The organism is Desulfosarcina ovata subsp. ovata (assembly GCF_009689005.1).
Taxonomy (GTDB): Bacteria; Desulfobacterota; Desulfobacteria; order Desulfobacterales; family Desulfosarcinaceae; genus Desulfosarcina; species Desulfosarcina ovata.
The window spans coordinates 1,515,165-1,538,922 of sequence record NZ_AP021879.1 but is presented as its reverse complement, the minus strand read 5'-3'; the positions used below and the strand labels follow the sequence as shown (position 1 = coordinate 1,538,922).

The 23,758-nt window shown below is 52.4% G+C and carries 23 protein-coding genes and 1 tRNA gene; 11 read left to right on the top strand and 13 right to left on the bottom strand.

Features of this window, described 5'->3' with window-relative positions; genetic code table 11:
• Positions 1-95: 95 nt before the first annotated feature.
• From GN112_RS06830 to GN112_RS06800, 7 genes are all read right to left on the bottom strand, one after another.
• Positions 96-425, bottom strand: a complete 330-nt coding sequence (locus GN112_RS06830) for a hypothetical protein (RefSeq protein ID WP_155309517.1) — start codon at positions 423-425, stop codon at positions 96-98.
• A 13-nt stretch (positions 426-438) separates the two neighbouring features.
• Complete coding sequence (locus GN112_RS06825; RefSeq protein ID WP_155309516.1) at positions 439-846, bottom strand: hypothetical protein; 408 nt, start codon at positions 844-846, stop codon at positions 439-441.
• Positions 843-1,718, bottom strand: coding sequence for a hypothetical protein (locus GN112_RS06820; protein WP_155309515.1), 876 nt, complete (start codon positions 1,716-1,718; stop codon positions 843-845). Before GN112_RS06820 ends, GN112_RS06825 begins: the two co-directional genes overlap by 4 nt.
• Positions 1,715-4,108, bottom strand: a complete 2,394-nt coding sequence (locus GN112_RS06815; RefSeq protein ID WP_162458816.1) for a DUF3987 domain-containing protein — start codon at positions 4,106-4,108, stop codon at positions 1,715-1,717. The genes GN112_RS06820 and GN112_RS06815 overlap by 4 nt, the downstream gene beginning before the upstream one ends.
• 1 nt (position 4,109) lies before the next feature.
• Positions 4,110-4,319, bottom strand: a complete 210-nt coding sequence (locus tag GN112_RS06810) for a helix-turn-helix domain-containing protein (protein WP_155309513.1) — start codon at positions 4,317-4,319, stop codon at positions 4,110-4,112.
• Between the two features lie 162 nt (positions 4,320-4,481).
• On the bottom strand, positions 4,482-5,141 hold the full coding sequence (locus GN112_RS06805) for a hypothetical protein (RefSeq protein ID WP_155309512.1): 660 nt from the start codon (positions 5,139-5,141) through the stop codon (positions 4,482-4,484).
• 105 nt (positions 5,142-5,246) lie between these two features.
• Complete coding sequence (locus GN112_RS06800; RefSeq protein ID WP_155309511.1) at positions 5,247-6,401, bottom strand: tyrosine-type recombinase/integrase; 1,155 nt, start codon at positions 6,399-6,401, stop codon at positions 5,247-5,249.
• Between the two features lie 153 nt (positions 6,402-6,554).
• Here GN112_RS06800 and GN112_RS06795 point away from each other — a divergent pair.
• Positions 6,555-6,617, top strand: a tRNA-OTHER gene (locus tag GN112_RS06795).
• A 177-nt stretch (positions 6,618-6,794) separates the two neighbouring features.
• On the opposite strand, the gene GN112_RS06790 is transcribed toward GN112_RS06795, so the two are convergent.
• The 6 genes from GN112_RS06790 to GN112_RS06765 all read right to left on the bottom strand — a co-directional run bounded on the left by GN112_RS06790 (position 6,795) and on the right by GN112_RS06765 (position 13,184).
• Positions 6,795-7,928 (bottom strand): tyrosine-type recombinase/integrase, encoded by a 1,134-nt coding sequence (locus GN112_RS06790; RefSeq protein WP_155309510.1) that lies wholly within the window; start codon positions 7,926-7,928, stop codon positions 6,795-6,797.
• A 296-nt stretch (positions 7,929-8,224) separates the two neighbouring features.
• A complete protein-coding gene (locus GN112_RS06785) occupies positions 8,225-8,752 on the bottom strand; it encodes a sigma-70 family RNA polymerase sigma factor (RefSeq protein WP_162458815.1) in 528 nt (175 codons plus the stop codon).
• 499 nt (positions 8,753-9,251) lie between these two features.
• Positions 9,252-10,427, bottom strand: coding sequence for a sigma 54-interacting transcriptional regulator (locus GN112_RS06780; RefSeq protein ID WP_155308930.1), 1,176 nt, complete (start codon positions 10,425-10,427; stop codon positions 9,252-9,254).
• Between the two features lie 21 nt (positions 10,428-10,448).
• Positions 10,449-11,303: a hypothetical protein gene (locus GN112_RS06775; protein WP_155308931.1), complete on the bottom strand. Its 855-nt coding sequence runs from the start codon at positions 11,301-11,303 to the stop codon at positions 10,449-10,451.
• A gap of 76 nt (positions 11,304-11,379) precedes the next feature.
• Entirely contained in the window at positions 11,380-12,144 is a 765-nt protein-coding gene (locus GN112_RS06770) for a hypothetical protein (RefSeq protein WP_155308932.1), read from the bottom strand.
• A 275-nt stretch (positions 12,145-12,419) separates the two neighbouring features.
• The gene (locus GN112_RS06765) at positions 12,420-13,184 is read right to left on the bottom strand and encodes a S1 domain-containing protein (protein WP_155308933.1); all 765 of its coding nucleotides are present in this window, start codon (positions 13,182-13,184) and stop codon (positions 12,420-12,422) included.
• A 134-nt stretch (positions 13,185-13,318) separates the two neighbouring features.
• On the opposite strand from GN112_RS06765, the gene GN112_RS06760 reads away from it, so the two are divergent.
• From GN112_RS06760 to GN112_RS06715, 10 genes are read left to right on the top strand one after another with little or no spacing between them, the layout of a single operon-like run.
• Positions 13,319-13,759, top strand: a complete 441-nt coding sequence (locus GN112_RS06760) for a hypothetical protein (protein ID WP_155308934.1) — start codon at positions 13,319-13,321, stop codon at positions 13,757-13,759.
• Positions 13,760-13,776: 17 nt separating this feature from the next.
• Positions 13,777-15,522: an OmpA family protein gene (locus GN112_RS06755; RefSeq protein ID WP_155308935.1), complete on the top strand. Its 1,746-nt coding sequence runs from the start codon at positions 13,777-13,779 to the stop codon at positions 15,520-15,522.
• A 36-nt stretch (positions 15,523-15,558) separates the two neighbouring features.
• The gene (locus tag GN112_RS06750; RefSeq protein WP_155308936.1) at positions 15,559-15,885 is read left to right on the top strand and encodes a hypothetical protein; all 327 of its coding nucleotides are present in this window, start codon (positions 15,559-15,561) and stop codon (positions 15,883-15,885) included.
• Positions 15,886-15,896: 11 nt separating this feature from the next.
• Positions 15,897-16,163 (top strand): type IV conjugative transfer system protein TraL, encoded by a 267-nt coding sequence (gene traL, locus GN112_RS06745; protein WP_155308937.1) that lies wholly within the window; start codon positions 15,897-15,899, stop codon positions 16,161-16,163.
• Positions 16,164-16,168: 5 nt separating this feature from the next.
• On the top strand, positions 16,169-16,729 hold the full coding sequence (locus GN112_RS06740) for a TraE/TraK family type IV conjugative transfer system protein (RefSeq protein ID WP_162458758.1): 561 nt from the start codon (positions 16,169-16,171) through the stop codon (positions 16,727-16,729).
• Complete coding sequence (locus tag GN112_RS06735) at positions 16,701-17,975, top strand: TraK domain-containing protein (RefSeq protein WP_162458759.1); 1,275 nt, start codon at positions 16,701-16,703, stop codon at positions 17,973-17,975. The genes GN112_RS06740 and GN112_RS06735 overlap by 29 nt, the downstream gene beginning before the upstream one ends.
• A 12-nt stretch (positions 17,976-17,987) precedes the next feature.
• A complete protein-coding gene (locus tag GN112_RS06730; RefSeq protein WP_155308940.1) occupies positions 17,988-19,322 on the top strand; it encodes a TraB/VirB10 family protein in 1,335 nt (444 codons plus the stop codon).
• Complete coding sequence (locus tag GN112_RS06725; protein ID WP_162458760.1) at positions 19,303-19,710, top strand: TraV family lipoprotein; 408 nt, start codon at positions 19,303-19,305, stop codon at positions 19,708-19,710. The genes GN112_RS06730 and GN112_RS06725 overlap by 20 nt, the downstream gene beginning before the upstream one ends.
• The gene (locus GN112_RS06720; protein WP_155308942.1) at positions 19,710-22,229 is read left to right on the top strand and encodes a TraC family protein; all 2,520 of its coding nucleotides are present in this window, start codon (positions 19,710-19,712) and stop codon (positions 22,227-22,229) included. The genes GN112_RS06725 and GN112_RS06720 overlap by 1 nt, the downstream gene beginning before the upstream one ends.
• Before the next feature lie 46 nt (positions 22,230-22,275).
• A complete protein-coding gene (locus GN112_RS06715; RefSeq protein WP_162458761.1) occupies positions 22,276-23,751 on the top strand; it encodes a conjugal transfer protein TraH in 1,476 nt (491 codons plus the stop codon).
• Positions 23,752-23,758 lie beyond the last annotated feature (7 nt).

Genomic DNA, 23,758 nt, shown 5'->3' with positions numbered 1-23,758 from the left:
AAAAAGTTGCCGACTATCGCGCTGATCGTCGCCGCATAAGGCAGATCCCAGGAAGGACCCGCGATCATTTCTTCGGTCGAGTGGCCTGCCGCCGGTCAGCCGTCACCGCCGTCGCTCCGCGCCAAACTCCGTTGGTTCGCCACGGACACAAGGTCAGACGAATGCACCAGCACCCAGAATCCTGGCCGGCCCTTGACGCTCAACGTCACCACGGGCAGCTTGTTCTCTTTACGTGCCAGCGGTTTGACTTTGTCCCACAAATTGATGATGGCGTGACGGACCGAATGTTTATGCTCAACGAACAGCTCATCGTGAAGCGTATCAGACCGCGTGTGGCCGCTGTTACCGCCGGACAATGGCGTTCTACCCCTGGCACCAAAAAACCGTGCTACTGCTCGTTCTCGCTCTTTCCAGGTCTTGGCCATTGTTGCGCGCTCCTTAGAATGGTATGCCATCATCGCCGGGCTGGGTGTAATACTGACTCACGTCCTCACCCTCGGGCGTTCGGTGACCACCACCTTGTTTAGCCGGTCGGTTGTGGTGTTGGTGATTTCCACCCTGACCGCCGCCATCGCGGTGACCATGGTCAAGGTGGCCCTGTGCTTGAAGGTCGGCCAGCACCATCCGGCGAACGTGCTCCATCTCCGGTGCCGTCAGATACATCTGATCAAAATATTTGCGTTCACCGTCCTGCATGGCTTCCTTTTGCGGCAGGGCGATCCAAAGACCATTGTTGCCGGACATCAGGCGACAACCTCTGACCGTGAGCCCGTAATAACGCAGGTCGAAAAAGCCTCGCATGGCGCCACGGTCATATGGTTTGAAATTGAGTGCTGAAACTGTCATCGGTGTCCCCCTCTATTAATAGGTAGCCGCTCGCCACAAATATCCCGGAACGGGCAGCCGCATTCCGGATCAGGCATCACGCCAGTGCAGATTAAGTTCATCAGCAAGTCATGACTGAACCGGCATCCGGCCGGTGAATATCCGCCAGTATTAAAAGGGCATGTGGGGGGCATTGTCGGGTTCGGCAGGTCACAATCAGATTCCGACGAAACGTCTTTTTTTTCTAAAAAGTGCCTATCCGGCACACTGCCAAAAGGATCAAAACCCCCTTTTGGCCCTTTTGGCAGTACGTAGCGGTGCATGTTTGCCTGGTTTTTTAATTGTTCGAGGTAGCTCATTTTAAACCCTCCATCGCGGATTAGCTCCATCAACAGGTCATGGGAAAACCGGCATCCGGCCGGTGCATATCCGCCATGATTAAATGGACAAGTCGCCGGCAAATCCGGATTGGGTAGCTCACAATCAGATTCCGACGAAACGTCTTTTTTTTCTAAAAAGTGCCTATCCGGCACACTGCCAAAAGGATCAAAACCCCCTTTTGGCCCTTTTGGCAGTACGTAGCGGTGCATGTTTGCCTGGTTTTTTAATTGTTCGAGGTAGCTCATTTTAAACCCTCCATCGCGGATTAGCTCCATCAACAGGTCATGGGAAAACCGGCATCCGGCCGGTGCATATCCGCCATGATTAAATGGACAAGTCGCCGGCAAATCCGGATTGGGTAGCTCACAATCAGATTCCGACGAAACGTCTTTTTTTTCTAAAAAGTGCCTATCCGGCACACTGCCAAAAGGATCAAAACCCCCTTTTGGCCCTTTTGGCAGTACGTAGCGGTGCATGTTTGCCTGGTTTTTTAATTGTTCGAGGTAGCTCATTTTAAACCCTCCGTTCTGGGGTTTAGCTGATATTCGATTGTCGGACGCCCGCCGGTGTTTTTTTGAGTTTCAAGCATCCAGTCATGGTCGACCAACACTTTGAGCCCGGACTTGATTGTTTCCAGATCTGTCAACCCTGACCACTTGCGACGGTATACTTCACGCACTGTCAAAAGGGTCGGAAGTGCTCCTTTTCGTATTTTGGCAATGATCGCCCTTGCCGTTACGGTTCCAGGCGCTTCAACGCTCGCATAAAGGCGCCGTGCGTGGGTTTCCAAATACTCAGCCCAGGCCAATGCCTGTAGCACCTTAGGACGCCCAACGGGGCCGTTGTGACCATCTGCCAAATGGCAAATGAGAGCTATGCCAGGTACGAGTTTTCGATATTTTGATAGGTGGGACTCAAGGGCTGGATGCATGTCCCCGGATCGCAACCGTGTTTCCAGATCATGGCGCCAATCCCGGAAGAGGGAGAGACCAGCCTCGTCAAACCGTAGGAAAGGAATGCCGTCTGGTGCGCCGTCCGGACCATTATCCTGATGGGCTCCAATGGTGAATGGGTCCATCCTGGATAGCCGGTCAAAAACCTTGAACGCCGCGTTCTTTGCCTCGCTGTCCGGCCATCGGTCAACATCTTTCCATTTACCACCAGTATCAGGCCAAACCGTCATCCCGAAGCGTTGTAGTAGACCATCATCGCCGATACCGTTGACAACGGCTTTGACGTATTGAGCAATACGGGCAGGTTGTGTACTACCGAGAAGAGAGATGCACACAGCCGGTATATGTAGGTTCATGCCCCTGGTGATCCGGTCGAAGGTATAGGCGGAGTCCCCGTTCCAGCCGGTTAGGTAGAAGCCCCGCGCCTCGGCGTTTTCCTCACGGTCCAACATTTTGAGAAGGGAAACCAACTCATCCCGAAAAACGAGCAATCCGTTCGGATTTTGCCGATGCAGCTCTCCAAGGGCTGCGGCCGTCGTATCGTTCGCCATGTACCGGGCCATTGTCGGCGCCTCGGATTTCTCAAAACCAAGGATGTGAGATAGGTCGGCATCTGGGTTTTTTTTCAGAGCAGCACGGGCGGCTTTTTCTGCGGCCTCAGCCCGAAGCTTTTCTGCAATCTTTGTCCGCTCGTACTCTACAGCTTCATTTTGGTATCGTTCCAGGGCCATTGCCGCCAACCGCTTGACCGGAGCCAATGCCGCCTCCATGGCAGGACTTTTGAGAACCCCTGGCCGGCCGATCAGCATTGCCCATTGATTTACTACCACAGTCCAGTCCGTAGCCAGTTGTGGACGGATACCAATCTTTCGCCCGATGATACAGGCCAACGCCGCCATGATTGCCGCCGCTACGAAGTCCGGGGGGCACTGCATCCGCTCGACGATGTCAGATGCCCAGGGTCGCAAAGTCTCTGGTAGTAGTTCGAAAGCAAAGCTCGCTACAGGTGGTAGGCCGTCAGGCAGGGGCATCGGATCTGGCCAAACATTTTCGGCAGGGCCGGCCGCTTCAATCTGCCGTTTTACTTTCTGCAAGCCCTTTTCCATCGCCAGATCATTGAAATCGGTGGGTTTCGCGTCCAGGCTGTTAAACTCTGGAAATACGACCCGGCAACGATACTTTTCAGCGGCAGCCGTGGCCTTTGTCCGGCCCGGATTGCCATTAGTCCATCGGTCATCATCGCCGCAGATAGTGATCGGCGCCGTGGGGTTTTTCTCACGAACCGTTTTTACTACCGACTCAAGATTTCCGGCGTTGAAAGCACAAATACAGGTCCCCCCGGTCGCCGCGTGAATACTTGCCATCGTGGCGAAACCTTCACCTATATAAAGATCGCCGTTGCCTGGTATGGTATAGCTGCAACCCTTTATCCGCCCGCCAGTGAGAAAAAGCTTCTGCCCATCTGGCGACATCGTTTGAAGACTGCATACCGCTCCAGTATCATCCACGACCGGCACAAGTATATTTCCGTTGAGAACTTTCAGACCGGCGGGGGCAACACCCTTCATGACAAGGTAAGGATGATCTGCCGGTGCTGGTCCAGCCATCGCCAACATATCAACAGCCTTTGTCCTGGCCCTGGCCTGTGATTTGGCTTTTTCTTCTTCTCGTTGCAGCCGGGCATCCTCGATCCGCCACCGGTTCTCGGCCTGTTCGGCTTCGGTCATCTCGTGGCTCTGTTTTGCGCACCATGTTGTGGACACTCCGGTTTTCCAGTTCCCGAAAACGCCCGCCGGCACACCGTCGCCATGAAGAAGATACCATCCAGCCTTGTCGCCCGGCTCATCAATGTCATACCTGTGCACATTTCCATCTGCTACGATTTCGGCAGGGGCGGGACCATGCTCCGCTATGGCGTTTCGGAAATCGCTTTCCGTTTCGGTGGTCATGTTATCGCTCCGCCCGAACCGATACGGTAGACGCCTGAAGGTATGCCAACACCGCTTGCGGATCATATCGGACGGATGATCCGAATTTTGCGTAGGCCGGCCCGCGTCCCTGAAACCGCCAGTTCCTGAGGGTCTGCACATGCACGTTGAGAATTTCGGCCAGTTCTTTTTCGAGTAAATACGTTTGCCGCTGTTGGAGACGTTCAAACATGAAAAAATCCTTTCGATAAAAATAAAAGAGGCCATCGACTCGTATTGAATCGATGGCCTCTTTTTATCGCAGAATAATTTTTTAAGTAAACGGAATTATTTGATTTTTTTCCAAAAGTTAAGTTTTGGAAAAAAATAATTTCCAGGAGTTAAGTTTTGGAAGTCAGGAAAGGCCGTGTTCTTTGAAAATATCGTAAATTTTGCTCTTTGCGTACGGTTTGGGACCATTTTTGCCAGCTTCTATCCATTCCCCAATTAAGTGTTCGGCAATGTATTTGGGTTTCCACTCTGGATGTTTTTTTTTTACATTGAGGACAGCTTGAGTTCGCTGATCGCTTTTTCTCCGCAGCCCTCGATTCTGCGCAAATCGCCTTTTCTTTCTGCCCAAAATCTTAGCATTATCTATGTCAAATTTCGTGTTATGTGTGGCCACATCCTCCAAAACAAGAGGGATGATTCTGAACAGCTCATCCTCAATGGCGATGGCCACTTTGGTTGGGATGCTTTCCAATTCCGGCAGAACTTTCTCGAAAAAGTAGATTGCGGCTGTAAAATTTCGATATTCGAACAGGGAAAATCCAGGGCTTTCTATCGGCGAGGTTTCGCTCATTATGTATTCATACGACTTTCTCAACTCGCCTTCTTGCATGTAAAATTGTTTTTGCTCATCGGCATCAGTAATTTTTAGTCGAATAAGGGTTTCGCCACCTTTAAGCACCGAAAGAACGAAAGTGCGTTTGTGACCTTGCCAGGTTTTTAAAAAAGTGTCTGTGGGTAATTGATCCCCACTTTGCCGTTTAAAAAACTCAATTATTTTTTTCATATCGCGCCCCCTGTGCGCCCCTGGTGGTGATCCGGGGAGGGCCGGCCCAGGGAGACCGACCGTTCGGCAAGGTTCATGACGCCTTGCCTATCCCCGGAAAATTGATTATTCGTTCACGGCATCGTTTTTGGCCTTTGTCGACGCGATGCTGGTCACAATGTTGCCGGCCAGTTCGGATGCACGCTTCAATGCCTCATCGCGCAGATGGGCATATCGTTGGGTCATAATCGGTGTTTTATGGGTCAGCAACCGTTGAAGAGTGTACATATCAACCTGCCCGCTTGATGCCAGTTGTGTTGCGAAAACATGCCGCAAGCCATGCAACGGTCTGAAGTCGGCAGGCAGGCCCGCCGCTTTTTTGATTTCATTAATCGGCTGCCGCAGGTTAGTAAGTTGACGTCCACCGCGCCCAGGGAAAACGTAGGGACTGCCCTTAGTTCGCGGGATTCCCTCCAACAGTTCGCGCGCTGCTGTGTTCAGCGGGATTTTTTCAGGCTTGACACCCTTGGGGTCTACAATTTCGATAAACCCGCGTTCAAAGTCGATGTGCCGCCACTGCAATTTGAACATTTCAGATTGCCTCATTCCAGAATAGAGCGCCAGTTTCATAACGTTGCCCGCCTGCGGATGTGGGTGCTGGTCAATTACATCCAAAAGCTTTTCAATTTGTGATGGTGTTAAGTCCTCGGTTTTTTGATTGTGAACGGTGGGCTTTTTAATACGGAAGGGTAGGGGGGCAGATAGGCCATTTTTAACACCAAAATTCACAATCCAGGTCAGCAGGTTTAGAACATGCTTGACGGTCTGTGGGCTTTTCGACTTTAAAAGGTGTCGTTTCAACCGTTCCACATCCAGGGGTAATATCTGGTCTGGTTCCATCTTGCCGAACGGTTTTTCAAGGTATTGTTTGTATCTGCTGCAATCGGTAATGAGCGCCTTCCCCGGCTTTCTGGTGGCCAGATATTCGGCCCATAGCCGACCGATGGTGTATTTGCCTTCCGCCGCTTTTTTCGCCTCTACCTGGGCCACTCTTTTTTCTTGGCCTGTCTGCTTTCGGCCTTCAATCATCAATGAGCGCAACCGTTCGGCTTTTGCGGGGGTCATGTTGTCCGCATATTGCCTGCCAACCTTGGTTTCAATGATTTTCCCGTCCCTTTTAAAACGGACATAATAGACTTTTTCCTCGCCGGGACCGCCGATTCTCTTAGCAATACGATAGAAAATCCCCGTCCTGCCTTCGACTTTGAAAGGTTTGGCCATTTTTATCACCCCGTTTTTAAAATTCACACCCTATTTCACACCCACAGAACAAATATACAAGTATGGCAGATTATGTCAAGTGCAATATAACTGATTAGAAAGGCAATGAAAACTGGTGGTTAGGTAGATATATTAAAATGGGGGGAAACCCAAGTAAATGTACAAAACCGGCCTTTCACGCCGGCGACAGGGGTTCGAATCCCCTTGGGGACGCCACTTAACAATATATTTTACTTCCCTATTCTCAGCGGGTTACGTCAATCAGGCGAAACCCGCTTTTGTTTTAGGAGGTACAAGGAAGTACATAGGAAGTAGACGCTTTCCCGAGATCGTTTTTCCTGACAGGCAGGTAATCGTGGTCGATTGCCTGCCTGTTTTGTTTTCGAGTTACCCTTAGCCTTTTGCGGTCGAGAGCAAGGTATCGAGTTTAGCCATTGCATTTTCGCCCTGTTCCTTGTCAATATGGCTGTATCGGGTAAACATCTTATTGGTCTTGTGACCGGTGAGCTTCATGATAACGACCTGGTCCACGCCTGCCTTAATCATATTGGTGTTGAACGTGTGCCGCAGATCATGGATGCGATAAGGACCGACTTTTGCCTTGGTACAGGCTTTTTTGAACAAACGATCCATGTACCATTTCGGGACCGATTCACCATCCGGTTTTGCAAATACATGCTTTTGACCCGGTTTGCGTTTCCGTTCCGCCTGAATGAATGCATTCTTCAACTCTTTGACCGAATTAAAGTAGATGCGTCTCGGCTCTTCGGTTTTTGTGTCATCTGGTGTCAGATCGATAAAGCCCCTGAAAAGGTCCACCCTGTTCCATTCCAACTCGATGACTTCACCACGCCGCATTCCTGTCAAGTACGCGGTAGCCACAACGGGTTTCATGTATTCCGGCAAGAAAACCAAAACAGCCTGGAACTCATCATCCGGTATATATTTCCCTTTGGGCTCCTCTTTGAATGTGCCGCGTCTGGCGAACGGATTGGAATTGACAATCCCGGAATCCAAAGCCAGATAATAAATTCGGCGGGCTAAGGAGACCATTTTATTGATGGTTGTTCCGGAATAGGGCTTGTTGGTGTAATCCGATATGGTCCGTTTCATTTGGATTCGAAAATTATCCACCATAAGCGGTGTGATTTGAACCGCCCTATAATCTCCCAAAACAGCCCTCAATGGTTTAGACCTGGCCAAATCATCAGCTGCGGATTTTTTAACCTTCATGACCTCTTGCTTTAATCCCCAATCAATAAGGTCATTAAAGGAAATTTCCGGATCTACCTGAATGCCAAGCTTCTCCTTTTCCTGGAATGCATCCACTTTGGCCCTAAAGATAGATTCGGCTTTCTTTTTGCTAAAAGACGCCTTTTCGGTCCGGTACTTGATTTTACCTGTCTTCGGATCTCTGGCAAATGGGTATTGAACAAACCACGGGCCTTCTTTTTTGGGCTTGCCATCCTTATCCTGAATGTCGTTGCCGTTTTTATCCTTTTTGGTATATCTTTGAAAAACTCCCATTTAATTACTCCTTTAAATTAAGGAGCAAGAGCAGGAAAACTGAATATCACCCCCTTTCGGATATGATATTACAATTCCCTGTACTTGATCGTCAACAGTCAATTTTATTCAATTTATCTAAATAGTTATCGACGTCCTTCTTGTCCCATAAAACTTTGGAAAAGATACGCTTTGCGGGAATGGGAAATTCGCCGGCGTAAAATTTGTTCCGGATCGTCTGTGGTTTAAGACCTATGTAATCAGCCAACTCAGTAAAATTGAGCATACGTTTGGGTAAATCGCTTTTTTTATAACCTTTATCCATGAGTTGATTGATTCCACCGAACATCGGTTTCAGTCTTTTCCTTAATGGTCCTCACGACCTCATTTTTCAATTGAGATATGCGCTGCTTGGTAAGCCCCAGTTTTTTGGCCACGGCGGTGCCGGTCAAGTTTTCATCAAGGGCGCGTTCCAGAAAGCATTCGAATTTCGGGATGGATTTTATCAGCAGTTCTACAATCTTTTCCCGGGCCTCATCCTGTTCCGGCGAGTTTTGGGATTGCCCCCAAACCAGATGGACATCCTCTTGGGTTATTTCAAAATTGAGTTCCTCAAAGTAAACCTCCCTGCCGTTGGATTTCATGGACAGTTCTTTGAATTTCGAGTCTATGTGGATCCAGGTCCAGGCGATCAGGCCGGCCTTGTCAGTATCGATCTTCCAGCGGTTCGCCGCTTTTAGCGCCGCCAGGTAGCCTTCCTGCATGAGGTCTTCCCATTCGTAATTTTTGATGTAGGGCCGGTATTTCCGGATCTTCGATTTGATGATGGGCTCGATCTGTTTCAAAAATTTTTCCATGATGCCTGACGGTTTCTTGAGTCTACGCTCCAGGAGTACCGGTTCCCTCTCTGTATAGTAATAGGCGGCAGGGTAAATTTCCGGATGGCATTGCCGATCCGGCAGAACTTCTCAATCGGTGACGTATCGTAAAAGCACACCGCGCCGGCTCTGGATGGATGGACAGGCAATGGACCTTATCCATTTGCGACTGCTAAAAGCAGGTGGTTCATTTGCTGAGAAGATAGTAGCTGCGAACAAGAACGAGCGCGCGGATAACGATGGTATCGCACGATGCGTGCCATGGTGGTAACGCTTTGTAATGGCAGCTAAATGAGAATTTATGGAAGTGAAAGGGGTTTAATTCCGGGCTTGTATCGGAAGCGTTGCAGGAAAAAAACGATGGCGGGCTGATTTTTTCTGTTGAGCTGCAATGACCTCAAGGGATAGCAGTATTAAAAATTGTCCTGCCATCCCTGATGGGCGAACCGAAAACACTTTTGCCGATTCACTTCACGACATAGACACGGCAAATCCGGTCGCCGTCGTTGGCGTTGTATCTATATTCTTGCGAGGCATCGAATTGTCTGTATTTTGCCAATGAGCCGGTATCGATTCCCAATATTTTTGCCGTCCGGGACTGATTGTTATGTGTTTCGGACAGGACATGATTGCAGATTTCGCTCCTGAAACGGTTGACATGCTGCTTTAGCTCGATCTTTTTGTGACCCTCTGCGTTGACGCTGTTGATATCCCAGGAAAAGAGGACTTTGCTTTTCAGGCTGTCAGGAAAGACGCCTCCGGCTGCATTTGCAGCGCTGTCCGCCGGCTCCAGGGTGTAGTTGGAAAACCGGATCCATTCTTTTTTCAGCGTTGTTGCTTCGTGGTCTTTGCGTGATTCGACCATGGCGGTACGGATCACATGTTCAAGTTCACGAACGTTTCCGGGCCAGTTGTAATTTTCGAGCAATTCAAGTGCATCCGGTGCGATATCTTTTATTTTCGAAAATCGTCTCGATGTTTTTCCATCCTCTGTCAACATGGCCGGGCAACGGATCCCCGAATTGTTTTCCCGGATGAAATGGTTAGCCAGCAGTTTGATATCTTCTTTTCTCCGCCGCAAGGGCTTGAGTTCTATGATATATTCCGAGATGCGGAAAAAAAGCTCGGTTCGAAAGGATTCAAGGTTCAAAAGCTCATGGGGCGATTGGGTGGTAGCCGAGATAATGCGGATATTCACCTCTTTCCTGTCCTGGACACCGCCACCCACCGGATTGACAACCGGTATTTCCAGCAGGTTCAACAGCATGATTTGGACTGCCGGGTGGGCTGTCGCGACCTCATCAAGAAATAGGGTGCCGTTGTCAGACTCCAGAACAATGCCATCGTTATTCTTGGTTGCTCCGGTGAACGCATGCGCCACATGACCGTAAAGCTGACTTTGGGCAAGAGTCGGCACAAGGGCGCCGATGTTGGTTCTTCGAAAGTGATGTTTTTTACGCTGAGGGTGAAGGTCGTGGATGATATTGGCGACCATCGTTTTTCCGGTGCCGGTCTCGCCGGTGATCATGACCCTGGCATCGGTGGGTGCCACTAGCTGGACCATCTCTTTTACGTCCTTGATCACCCGGCTTGCGCCGATCAACTGTTTTAAGGGATCTTTTGAAGCTGCGTCGTATTGCAAGGTACCGCCTCCTTTCCTTAATCAAGCTACAGTGGCACAGTCTTCGACCAAAATGTCATAAGCACGCATGGCCGTTTCGAAAGATTGGATGCATTTATTCTTGTATTCATCCATTTCCCACCAACTGCAGTCCAGTTCGCATTGTCTTTCGCGCCACATGTATTTCAGCCACACCTCCATTCTTTCCACCTGTTGGATCACGTTGGGCTGATTCCTGGCTTCACCGTCATCTTCGATTTTGGGAAGAAGAATGGGTTCGACCTCAAAATCCCCGTCATTCCAAAGACATTGAAAAATTAGATGGATGGTCTGTTCGGTGGGGAACCAGCGCTTGCGAAGGGAATATTCGAGAAACGGAACCGAAAACCGCAACAACTCGGACCGTGGTTTTGAAAAGCCTTTTGATTGAATGATCTCAAACTCTTCCGGAAACCAGATTTCAATGAATGGATGGGTTGCGCACCTGTCGATATCCTCTTTTTTACCGCCCGCTTCAATGGTTCCAACGACAAGATCTTCTTTACCGGAGTAATCGAGCATTTTTTCCGCAGCCCTTTTGGCCTCATCCGAATAAAAGAAGTCGGCTGCCCACAAAAACACATGGCTGCGTGGTTGATAAAGCGTGAGCGCCTCAGAAAGACCGGCTTGCCATCTGCTGCAGGTGTCAAAACTTAACACCGGCAACAACGCATACAATTCCTTATCATATTCAAGGTGAACCAAATCCTGCCAGCGTTCGGAGGATGGCGTGGCAACCACATGAATCCTTTCCTCATTGACGAAAAAATCGAGCCAGCACTCGATATTCTCTATGTGACGGTGTTGATATGCACCCATGGTGGACGGACAATTCAAGACCAGTGCACTATCAATCATCTTCTTTGTCTCCTTTCCCCGAGCATTGCTGTCGCGCAATGATTGCGCAAGCCGGCCTGACAACGTGCAGGTGCCGTCATTTGAAAAAGGTCGCCATGTCCGTAAACCCGTAAAGTGCAACCGAATGGAAGGCAATGGACTGGCCGGTGGTTTTTTTTGTGAAAATTTCCTCTAGCCCACCAAGATCCTTTCTGCACACGTCTGCAAGATCGGGGTCTGCAAAATATCCCAAAGAAACATGGGGATTGAATGCCCTATGCAGATTCATATCCAGTAAAACCCCGACCTTGTCGTTTAATTTTTTTCTCTCATCGAGCATCCGATCCAACACGGCCGCCGAGGCGTTGTCGGCGGGCGATAAGCGGGCTACCAGCGCCCTGTTGGACCAGATGGCCAGTTTTTCAAATCGAAAACCGATATTCCAATCGTTCTTGGCGGCAAGCTTGGATGCATTGACCGTTTCCGTCACCTTGGCAGCCGTTGCAAACGATTCCGGGAACCCTTGCAGGTAGGTTTCCAACTCCTTGCGGTGCGAGGCGGTGACGCCGATGATATTGCCATCGTTTATCCCGTCCCAAATGGTGACGTGATAGGATTCATAGGGAAGCGTGCAGAACAAGCAGGTGTTCATCAGCACTGCCGGCCTCATCGTTTCCATGGCTTCCGCCAGGGCCCTGTAAAGGGACAGGTCGGGGTCACCATAGACATCACAGGCTACCTTTTTCAGATTTCCCATGGGTTCCAAAGCGTTTCCCGGACTGTCGAACAACAGGGAAAATCCGTGATACGGTGCCCAAACGGGTTCAAAGCTTGCGATTTTTTCATTGGAAATCAAAGTCATCGCCCCCCTCCTTTCTTTTGCTTAGCAGGTTGAATGAAGAAAAAATGCCGGCAATTATTTCCGGTGTATGGCAATGATATGGTTCATATTGTGTGCCAAGCGGATAAGTTGCCGCCATCACGAAATAAAGGAGTTTGGGGCATGGGTAATTGATACCAATTTGACGAAAAAATAGGTGGATTTGTATGAAAAAATCAGAAATCAGCCTAAATTTTTTATAGCGGTGGTTTTTCAGAGTTGTCAAACCAAAATCGGGGGAATGTTGAAAAAGGAGTTCAGGGGAAGGATCTCATCTCCAAAATTTCACCGTTTAATTCCAGTCGCACCTTCTCTCTGATCCTGACAATATCCCTGTCCCTGCAAGGTGCATCGGTGTAAATGGTGCTCTTTTGTCCGATGAACCGCCGGGAACAGACAAAACGGTGCATGGGCAGATGAGATTTGAGCAGCAGGGCCGGCAGTTTCTTTGACGATCTGGACAGGGCTATCGTAATCCCGGAAAGATGGTGTTTGACGGATGAAATATAAAAATGCATCACCCGTCCCGTCCGATAGATTGATTCTTCGGAAAAAACCCAGGCGCATCTTTTCAAGGTTCCCGTTGCGCCGTTAAGATCCACCTGAACACAATCGGCATAGCGTTTTCGAATCACGCCTTCGATGACCTGCCCGACCTGGTTTTTCCAGATCGAATACTCATCTTCGGCTTTCATCCTTTCCAATATACGAATGAAAAGCGGACGGACTGTCTTTTGCACAGGTTCGGGCAACGACGCCAATGAAAAGGTGACCGGCAGGATGTCATGTTCGAGGACCTCGGATTCAAGGCCCATTTTCTCGATAACCCTTTTATGTTGAGGCATGCGAAAAACGATATTGGCTGTCATTGAATCCAGATCCACAAGACAATCGGAGGCCTTATAGAAATTGCGCATCGCGGTTTCCATGGACAATGCCAGCGCTCTTTTGGCCGTCTCCGGCAGCACGCCCAGCGCATCCACAAGCTCTTCATAGCCATCAATGGCTTCGATATTCATCATTCCTCTCATTATCGTTTTATTCCAAGGCTGATTTTACCGCCCCTTCAATATAAAGCCACAGCTAACCAAGCGATCGCCTTTAAACAGAACATAGGCCCACAGTAAAACCGGCACGCATTGACAGGAGAGAAACAATGACAAAACAGGAGACCCCACCCGATACCCAGGGAGAAAAAGAAGCAAAACCGGCCGCAAATGAAAAACGGCCCACCAGACAGCGAACCAAAACAGACTATGTGGAGCTTGCCAAAGAGAGAAACGCCCGGGTGATTTTGCACAACACCCCGGACACCTACCCGCTCACGGACATGGCCCGTTATGCGGACCAGGGCATCCGGCGGTTGAGAAACCGCATCATGATATCCCTGGCGCCCAAAGAGGCCCTGCCGCTTCTGGACGAATACAACGATGCGCTCGTCCAACTCCACACGGTCGTATCGAAAATCTGTGCGGTTACCAACGTAAGGTACCGGACTCCCCGGGCATTAGCACAGATCCTTGGCGAACAGACACCCGAGGCGGCGGACAAGGCAAAAGCGGCAGCGAACCATCCAACCGGCCCGATGGAAAAATGACAAATTGACGGTGTCCCATGAAATTCCATCTGTTTAAAAGAAAGCAAATTCCCCGAAAAATCGAGCTTGACGATCTGGCGCGCGCCTTCTGGCAGGATTCACCCATCGATAAAGCCTTCTTTGAAGAACCCGATCATGGCCATCCATCAACGGCACCGGACTGGAAAACCGATGCGGTCCGGGATTTCTGGCTCCAATACATCCGGCCCTTCAAAAAAACCATAACAGCACCGGTATTGAAGACCATCCAGAACCTGTTGATGGAACTGGAAACCATGGCGCCCTGTCCGTCGGTATCGCAAGCAGACGATGAGATCCCCCGACAATACCTGGCATTGTCGGGCATCGCTTTGATGGACCACGCCTTGAATGTCAGCCGGGAGGCGGTCGATCTGTTGAAGGCCAAGGAAAACGATTTTCAGATGCGTGTGGGCAAACTCCTGATCGCGGCTCTGACCCACGATGTGGGCAAACACCCGTCCGCACGGATTGCCCATATGCCCCATTCCTATAACAGCGCCATGTGGCTTCAGCAACGCATCGGGCATTTAAAAGACAGAGAACAGATCATCGAAGCGGTTCGACTTCACCATGCCGGCGGCGGTTCATGCAAAACCGCACCTGCCAATCCCATCCTGTCCATCCTGATGCAGGCCGACCGGATTGCCCGGCAAAAAGAGCTGGCCAATCTGGCTTTCGAAAAGCAAAGGCAACATTCCGGCAATCAGGAGCGGCAGCATTTACCGGAGAACAGGATGAGAAGCGATTCGGACCATGGTGAGGAAAAAGAGGCGCATTGGTTCTCCAAAGAGATGTTCCTGGAGGATCTGCACTCACAGATCAGCGTCATGGGGTTTGACGCATTCCGCCATAAAGGTCGTGCCTACTTCTCGCCATCTATCATAAAAGGCGCGCTCAATCGCCTCAGGCGGCAGCGCGGCCTTTCCGATATCCGTTCGGGAGCCCAGATCCGGAAGATCCTATCAATGCATGTGCCGGAGGTCGCCAATGAAAAATGCCGGCTGCGGTTCAAGCAGAATTTCAAACCCATGAAAAGGTGGTTCTATATTTTCCCGGCATCATTGTTAGGCGCATCGGAGAAGACCGACCCGGACATCCCCAGGGACCGGAAAGGCCGATGGTTAAAGGGCATCGACCGGATTCAGGCACAACCCAACCAATGTCCCGAAACGAAATCCCTGCGGTTCCGGGACAAACAAGGTGAGAAAATGAAAACCGTCCTGTCGATCGTTCTGTTTTTGTCGACCGCCGTTTCTTATTCGCATGCGCTTGCCAGGGACACGGCTGCGGCCACGCACATCATCGGGCAGAAGAACCGTCAGCATGAATACGGGCCAGCAAGGGGGATGGAAAGGCCTGCCTATGTGATTACACCAACGGCTGCTGCCGCCAAGGCCGCCACGTCCCGCATACGGCAAAACAGGCCTGATCGTCCCGTCAAGAAGACTTTTGTCATCTATTTCGATTTCGGTTCCAGCGAACTTGAGCGATCCCAGAAGCAAAAGCTTTACCGGCTTGCCACTATTATCGGTAACCGGCCGGCAGTCAGCGTAACCGGATATACCTGCCCGACGGGGCCGTTTGAAGCCAACCGACGATTGGCCCGGGAACGGGCGCAAACGGTCGCAACCTGGCTCAAAGAGCACGGCATCGAGGTGCGGCAGGCCGCGGGCAGACCCGAATGCTGCTATGTCTCCGATACCCGGCCGGCCGAAAACCGAAGAGTGGAAATCGTCTTTTAACTACAATCAACCAACCCGAAAAGGAGGTCCCCATTCATGTCCCGATTCACAGAAACGATGAAAAAGGCCAGCGCAAAAAAGAATCTGATCATCACGGCGGGCATTGTCCTGGGCAGCGCCGCATCGGCGGCGGCCATCACCGCGCCGACCGGTCCCACGGACTTTGCCTGGGATGTGTATGACATCGGCGTCAACAGAATCCTGAACGGTCCCATCGGTTTTGTCGCCGGCGCCGGCGCCATGGTGGCCGGGGCCGTGGCCGCCATTCAGCAGAAGATCGCCATGGCTGCACTCGCGATTCTCGGCGGGGCGGTGCTGCTCAATGCCGATTCGATGATCACCAGTCTCGGAATGGTTTTTTAAAGGAGCGCGAAATGGCAGAAAGGTTCCCGCAATACTTGTCCGCACCCGTGCAGGTGCTCTGGTTCGAAACCGACGAGCTGGCCATCATCATCCTGTTTTTCCTGCTGGCCTCCATCTTTCACGGTGTTTTGTGGATATTGTGCATTGCGGGACCCTTTGCCTATTCAAGCCTCAAGAACAGGTATCCGTCCAGCTTTCTTATGCACATGCTCTATTTTTCTGGAATCAAGCGCTTGAAAAATTATCCCACTTCCTTTGCCAACACTTTTTCCGAATGACGGCCATGCACATTAAAAAATTCATAAACAAATTCGACAACCTGAAGGCAGAAAACAGACTGCTCAAATTCGTGATCATCGTCATCGGCATCGGATGCGTCGTCTCCTCGATCCTGTCGCTGCAGGCCGTAAAGTACCAGAAGGTGATCATCCTGCCGCCGGCGGTGGACAAACGCATTGTTATCCGGGGCAGCAGCGTGAACGCGGAATATATCGAGCTGTTCTCAAAATATGCCATGGGGCTGCTGCTGAACTACACCCCCAGGATTTACGACGACCAGATCAATGACCTGCTCAAACTCACCTCGCCCGGGTACTATCCGGCCCTGAACCGCAAACTGATCGAGATGAAGGAGAATGTGAAACGGCTTGCCATCACCAGCATGTTCTATCCGCACATCCTTCGCATCAATCAGGAAAAACAGGAGATCAAAATCCTGGGGCTGCGGATTCAGACCGCCCGAAGCCAGGAGATCGAGCGCGAGGAAAAAATCTACATGCTCAACTATCAAATGATCAACGGGAGATTCTATGTCGATGGCATCCAGGAGATCGAAAAAAAGTAAACCCCGGCTTATCTGGTTTCTGCTGGCGCTGTTGGCACCGGTTTATGCGGTTGCCAGTCCGCAGAGCGGGCAGACCCGGTATTGGATCCGGATTGCCGACAAACAGGACAACCTGGCCGCTGTCCATGATCTTATGGCCGGCCTGTCCGATGAAATCGAAAAAGACGAACTTCGCATCTGTATGGACAACAGTGAATATGTGCTGGTTCATACCGGCGCCGCGGATCCGGATGCGGCCTTTTTGATCAGGGAGAAAGTTTCCCAGCATCTGGGCGCCAAGGTTCATACGGCCATCGTCCATTATGATCCGGCCCAGTGCTTTGCCACCGCCCACTTTTTGAAAAAGGCGGCCGGGAAAACACCCCCGCCCATGCCGACGACGGCCGCAAAACAGCAAAAGGCCCCCAAATCCCGTCCATCGGTTCATATCTATCCGGACATCGCCGGACACACCCGAAAAAAGGGCGGCAGACTCGAGACCACCGACCATGCGACGGTGCTGTCCAAATCCATGGTCCAGGTCCTGCCCGAACTTTCCACCCAGGTTTATCTGAGCAATCTGGATATCAACAGGGTCACCTGCATGGGCAACCGGCCGGTCAAGGATGTGGTCTTCTCCGCTGAAAAGGGCGTCACCGCAAAAATCAACGGCAGCAACGCGTTTATCAAGCTTCAGATGCACCGGGACAATCCGTCCGTAAAACCCCAAGCCGTCGAGGATCCGGTGGAGCTGTACGTGGTGTGCGGAAGCGCCGGCGATGTGTACACCGTTATCGGAGTCCCCAAAAAGATACCGGCCCAATGGATCCAGCTGGTTTCGAAAACCGGGGATGTCAAAAGGAACCTGTCTCTGTTCGAGGGCAAAGACTTTGAAAAAAAGGTCGTTACCCTCGTCAAGCAGGCCTGGACGGGAGAATATCCCGATTCATACGCCATCGAAGATATTGACCGCCGCCTGACGATAGAGGGCCTGGCGTGGCTCGACATCACCCTACGCCGGACGGTGGATGTCGATGGCGAGGGGTTTCGCATCAAGGAGTATGCGCTGCTTGTAAGCGATAACGCGGCTGAAGCGCATTACGGCATCCGTGAAAAGCAGTTTGTGCTGCCCCGGTTGTCCGAACATCCTTTGGCCATCACCCTCGACGGCCTGATTGTCCGGAAAGAAACGCCAACCCGCCTGTTTATCGTTGAACGATCGGAACAAGAGCCGCGCATCGGCATCGGCAGGCCGACCACCAAGTAGAGGCAATTTCTCATGAAAGAATTCAACAATGCAGACCAGATCAAAGATCCCGGCAGAGCAGGCACCCTGAAAGCCAGATTTGCCGCCTTGCATCCGGACACCAAAAGAAAGGCCGCCACCGGCGTCATCATTGCCGGACTGATGAGCCTGTTTGTCGTCGGCTACTACCTTAAGCGGCAGGAACCGGTTGAGGAAAGCGCCGAAGCGCCCGTCGAAGAGGTCCGCATGGATCAAAACGTGCTCGAAAAGTCCCTTTATGCCAAGACCGAAAAGCTTCTGGTGGCCCAGAAGAAAGAGACCGAAGCGCTGAAAAAGGCCATCAAGGCCATCCGGTATACCCTTGAGCAAAACCCCCAGATTGTCCAGGTACCGGTCCCGGAAAAAGAGGTCCCCAAAGAGCCGACGCCCAAAGAAAACGACATTGCCATACCCGAACCGCCGCCCATGGAAAACAAGGCCGCCGGCGATGGGGTCCCGAAAAATCTTTTTAACACCATTGCCCCGCCTGTGCCCCGGGATGCCGGTGCGGCCCGGTTTGTCGGGGGCATCGAGATGATTCAGGTCGATCTGGCCCGGCCGGATGAGAAGACGACGGCTGGCAATAAAAAAAAACAGATCTATTTGCCCCCTTCTTTCATGGCGGCGACGCTGCTTTCGGGAGTGGCCGCGCCCACGACCAACGCCGCCAAGGCCAATCCCCTGCCGCTTCTATTCCGGGTAAAGGACCTGGCCGTGCTTCCCAATAAGGTCAAGGCCAACCTGAAAGGGTGTTTCGTCATCGGATCGGGCATCGGCAACCTGGCCGACGAGCGGGTCCACATCCGACTGACCACCTTGTCGTGCGTGGCCAAAAACGGCGACGCGGTCATCGATCAGGAGGTCAAAGGCTTTGTGGTGGACGAGGACGGCAAAGTGGGGCTCAAGGGCCGGGTGGTGGCCAAGATGGGGGTCCATATCGCCCGCACGGCCCTGGCCGGGTTTATCGGCGGCATGGGAGAGGCCCTGGGCGATTCGACTCGGACAAACACCCTCAGCGCCCTGGGACAAACCCAGTCCACGTTTACCAGCACGGATGCGGAAAACATCGCCAAAGCCGGCCTCGGAGAAGGCATATCGTCGGCCACCAAAGAACTGCAGAAATTTTACCTGCAACTGGCCGAACAGACCCTGCCGGTCATCGAGATCGGCTCCACCAAGGATGTGACCCTAGTCGTCAGCGAAGGCGCCGGCCTTAACATCATGGAAAAAGGACAAAACGATGCTGCCAAAAATGACGATGCCCCTGTGCATCCTTTTGCTGGGCTGCCTTTTATGCGCATGCCAATCGGTGTTCAACCCGTACGATGACGCGTTTCAATGCCCTGACGTGGATGAAGGCACCTGCACCGGCATACCCGATGCCTATCGCCGGAGTCTCGATGAAAACCCGCCGGCGGATCTCCCATGCGATGACTGCACGGCTGCCGTGGAAAATGACATGCCGGACGAATCCGGGCAGGCAACGCCCGCCGATGCCAGGCGCATCTATCTGCAAAAACGATTCGAAAAGCTCCGCGCCCTGATCGCAGACGACCACCCGCCCATTGTGGTGCCTCCGGAAGTGGTCAGGGTCCTGGTGCTGTCCTATACGGGCAACGAAAACGAGATGTTCGGATTCCGGTACATCTACTTTTTCGCAACCGAGCCTGCCTGGCTGTTGTCCACCACCATTGAAGAGAATCCGGGAGACGATTGATGGGATTGAGAAAAATGATATTCGGCACCCACGGCATGACCCATGACGATATTTCCAAGATGACCTTCAGGACGCAGTTTTCCGAGTTTTTGCCCTACAGGGCCTATGATCCTGAAAGCCGGTGCTACCATAACATGGACGAATCCATCGGTTTCCTATGGGAATGCGTGCCCCTGGTGCACGCCGATGACCAGATCTTCGATATCCTTAGCGGCCTGCTGAACTCGGTGTTTCCCGAAGGCACGGTCCTGCAGTTCATCCTGTACGCCGACCCACATATCAAGCCGGCCATGGATGAATACCGGCGCATCAAGATCAGGAGCAACGAATTGTCGGAAAAGACCACCGGCAACACCGCGGACTTTTTCATATCCGGATCCAAGGGGGTCGATAAGCTGCGGGGAACTCCGGTAAGAAACTTCAGGCTGTTCGTGGCGCTGAAGCTTCCCAAAGATAAAAAGGACAGGATTAACTACCTGGACATCAGAGACAGCGTCCATGAAACCTTGAAGGGCATCTACCTGTCCCCCCGGCTGATCGCACCGGACGTGCTCATATCCATGCTTTCCAAGGTGTTCAACGGCACCGCACACGAAACCCGCGGCTATGACACCAACCGCGAGATCAACAGGCAGATCATCCTGAGCGAAACGCCGGTCAGGTCCAAATGGGACCGGATTCTTCTGGGCGACAAACACCTGCGCTGCATGACCGTAAAAAAGATGGTGGACCAGGTGGACGATCTGACCTTCAATTATCTGACCGGAGATATCTGGGGCGTTCAAGGGGACAACAACCAGATCAACGTGCCGTACCTGTTCACCGTCAATGTCATCTTCTCCCCCCTGGCCGCCAAGCTGCACGCCAAGTGCAATTTCGTGCTCCAGCAGCAGGGCGTGGGCAGTTTCGCGCCCTCCCTGCAGCGCAAAAAGGACGAATACATGTGGGCCACGGGCCAGATCGAGCAGGGGGTCAGCTTCGTTCGCATCATGCCCATGCTCTGGCATTTTGCCGATTCGGAGCAGCAATCCCGGGAGGCGGCCGCCCGGGTCAAACGCATCTGGCAGTCCCGGGGGTTCGTGATCCAGGAAGACCGCGGAATTTTGAAAATCATGTGGCTGGCCGCCTTGCCCTTTGGCCTGTACACCCATGACCGGGCGGTGGACTATATCGACCGGGATTTTATCTGCCAGCCCAAGGTGGCCGCCCGGTGCCTGCCCATCCAGGCGGACTTCAGCGGGGGCTGTGCGCCGTACAATCTGTTTGTGGGCCGCAAGGGCCAGTTGATCAGTTTTGACCTGTTCGCGCCGGTTTCCGAGAATTTCAACGCCCTGATTACCGCCACCAGCGGTTCCGGAAAAAGCTTTCTGACCAATTCGATCTGTTACAACTACTACACGGCCGGTTCGCTGATCCGGATCGTCGATATCGGCGGCAGCTATAAAAAGCTGTGCAACATCGTCGGCGGCAAGTTCGTCAACTTTTCCAAGCAGTCCGACATCCGGCTCAACCCCTTTACCAACATCATCGATATCGACGAGAGCATCCAGGCGGTCAGCGCCATCATCGCCCAGATGATCTATTCCACCAGCCGGCAGGTGCCCACCGAGACCGAGATCACCCTGATTAAAAACGCCGCCTTGAATTCTTTCCACGAACACGGCAACGACGCCGATATCGACCGGGTATACGAGTACCTGAAAGAGCCCTCCAAAACATCCGAAGAGCTGCTGGATCTCGAGTGCGGCGAGGACAACTCCTGCATCAAGGATATCAAGACCCTGTCGGCCCAGCTGGCCTTTAACCTGAGAAATTTTACCTCCCTGGGCAATCTGGGGGTATGGTTCAACGGACCGGCCAACCTGGATATCGCCCATGACGATTTCGTGGTGCTGGAACTCGAGGAGCTCAAATCCCAGACGGAGCTGTTCAACGTGGTGACCCTCCAGCTCCTGAACTATGTCACCGAAAACCTCTACCTTTCCGACCGGTCCCAGCGGCGGCTGGTGATATTCGACGAGGCCTGGCAGTTTTTCTCCGGAAACGGCAGCAATACCGGCGAGACCAGCCTTCTGGCCCGGATCATCGTGGAAGGCTACCGGCGCGCCAGAAAATATGGCGGCAGTTTCATCACCATCACCCAGTCGCTGCTGGACCTTGCCATGTTCGGCGACGTGGGCCAGGTGATCCTGTCCAACTCGGCCTATAAATTCCTGCTGCAGTCGGCGGATTTTGAAAAGGCGCGGTCGAAAAAGCTCATCGACTATTCCGACTTCGTCATGAAACTGCTCAAAAGCATCCGCAGTCCCAAACCCAGGTACTCGGAGATCTTTATCGACAGCCCGGTGGGCATGGGCATTGCCCGGCTGCTGGTGGACCCGTTCTCCTATTATCTGTACACCTCAGCGGCGGAAGAAAACGCGATGATTGAAAAGCTGGTCCAAAAGGGGCTTTCCTATCCGGAGGCATTCGGGAAAATGATGGCCCTGGAAAAGGATGCCGACACAAGCGGGTTTTGACTTTTGCGCAAAACAGTCCGGAGCAAAACAACGAAAGGCTTTGAACATGAAACCCATTATACTTCGCATGGCGGCCTGCATGTCGCTCCTGCTGACAGCGCCCCCGTCCTTTGCCGGATGGATCGATGACTGGATGCAGCAAAAATCGGTATCCGGCCCCAACCACTTCGAGACCCAGAAACGCGGGTTTACCTCCTTCGGCAACTTTTCGGCCCGCTGGCAGACCGGAAACGATTATCTGGTCACCGTCAACAAGCCGCAGTTCAAGGCCGGATGCGGCGGGATCGACTTGTTTCTGGGCGGCATGGACCTGATGCAGTTCGATTACCTGGTGGATAAACTCCAGCGCACCATGGGATCGGCGTCCGCGGCATTCGCTTTTGACATCGCCATGAGCGTATTGTCCGAAAAAGTGGCCACCAGCATGAAATCCATCATGGCCATCGTGGATCGGCTCAACCAGCTTCAGTTCGATGACTGCAAGGCCGGCCAGGCCATTGCCGCAACCCTGGTGGATGCCGCCAACCCGAAGATCGAGGCCAAGGACAAAACGCAGGCCATGACCGAGTTCGCCCAGCAGTCCGGGGTATCCAGCCTCTGGCAGGAGCTGAAAAACTTCGGCCGGGAAAGCTCGGTGCAAGACACCGCCATCGCTTCCGGTGTGGGAGACATATCCCAGCTTGTCACGGGCTGTCCCCTGGCATTGAGACAGATCTTTTTCACCCAGGGATATGTCCTGTCCCATCTGGGGGCACGGCGGGGGTATGTTGCCGCCTATATCGACCTGGTGCGCGGCCTGATCGGAGATGTCAAGATCAGCGCCGATGGCATGAGCAGCACCCGGATCGACCGGTGTCCGCAAAACGCACCGGCCACCATCCTGGACGCCATCGCCGACGGGACCGTCTATCTGCGCGATGAACTGACCGATACCTGCAATCCGGCGGGAGATATCGTTATCGACGGCACCACCTATCCGAACCTGAAGAACTGGGTGTTCACCACCCTCAGCGCCATCGGCGGCAAGGTGATGGCCAAGCAGCCCTTGACCGCCGATGAGGAGAATTTCCTCAACGTTATTCCCTCATCGATCTACAAGGCCATGATCACCGAGATATCCATCGACGGCACCGTCGGCGCGCCGGCGCTGATTGCCTCCAAGTACACCGATTACGTGGCCATTCTCTACGCCTATTACATGCTGGGAGATCTGTACAACCTGATGGACAATACCATCATGGTGGCCGATACGGTGAGCCGGGCCAAAAGAGGGACCGATTCCGGCGGCGGCCAACGAAATTGCAAGATTGAACTGGCCGAGCCCGTCATGGCGGACCTGAAAGAGATGAAAAAGGACCTGGTGCCCTTCATGCACGGCGTCTACAACGTGTACCAGACCAAGCTGGAAGAGTTGAACAACACCATCAATTTCGCCCAGGCCATCCGGGACCGGGACGAAACCTTCAAGCAGATGCTGTCGCAGCGGGTGGGCCAGGCGGCCATGCTGCATATGCTCGATTAGGAACCAT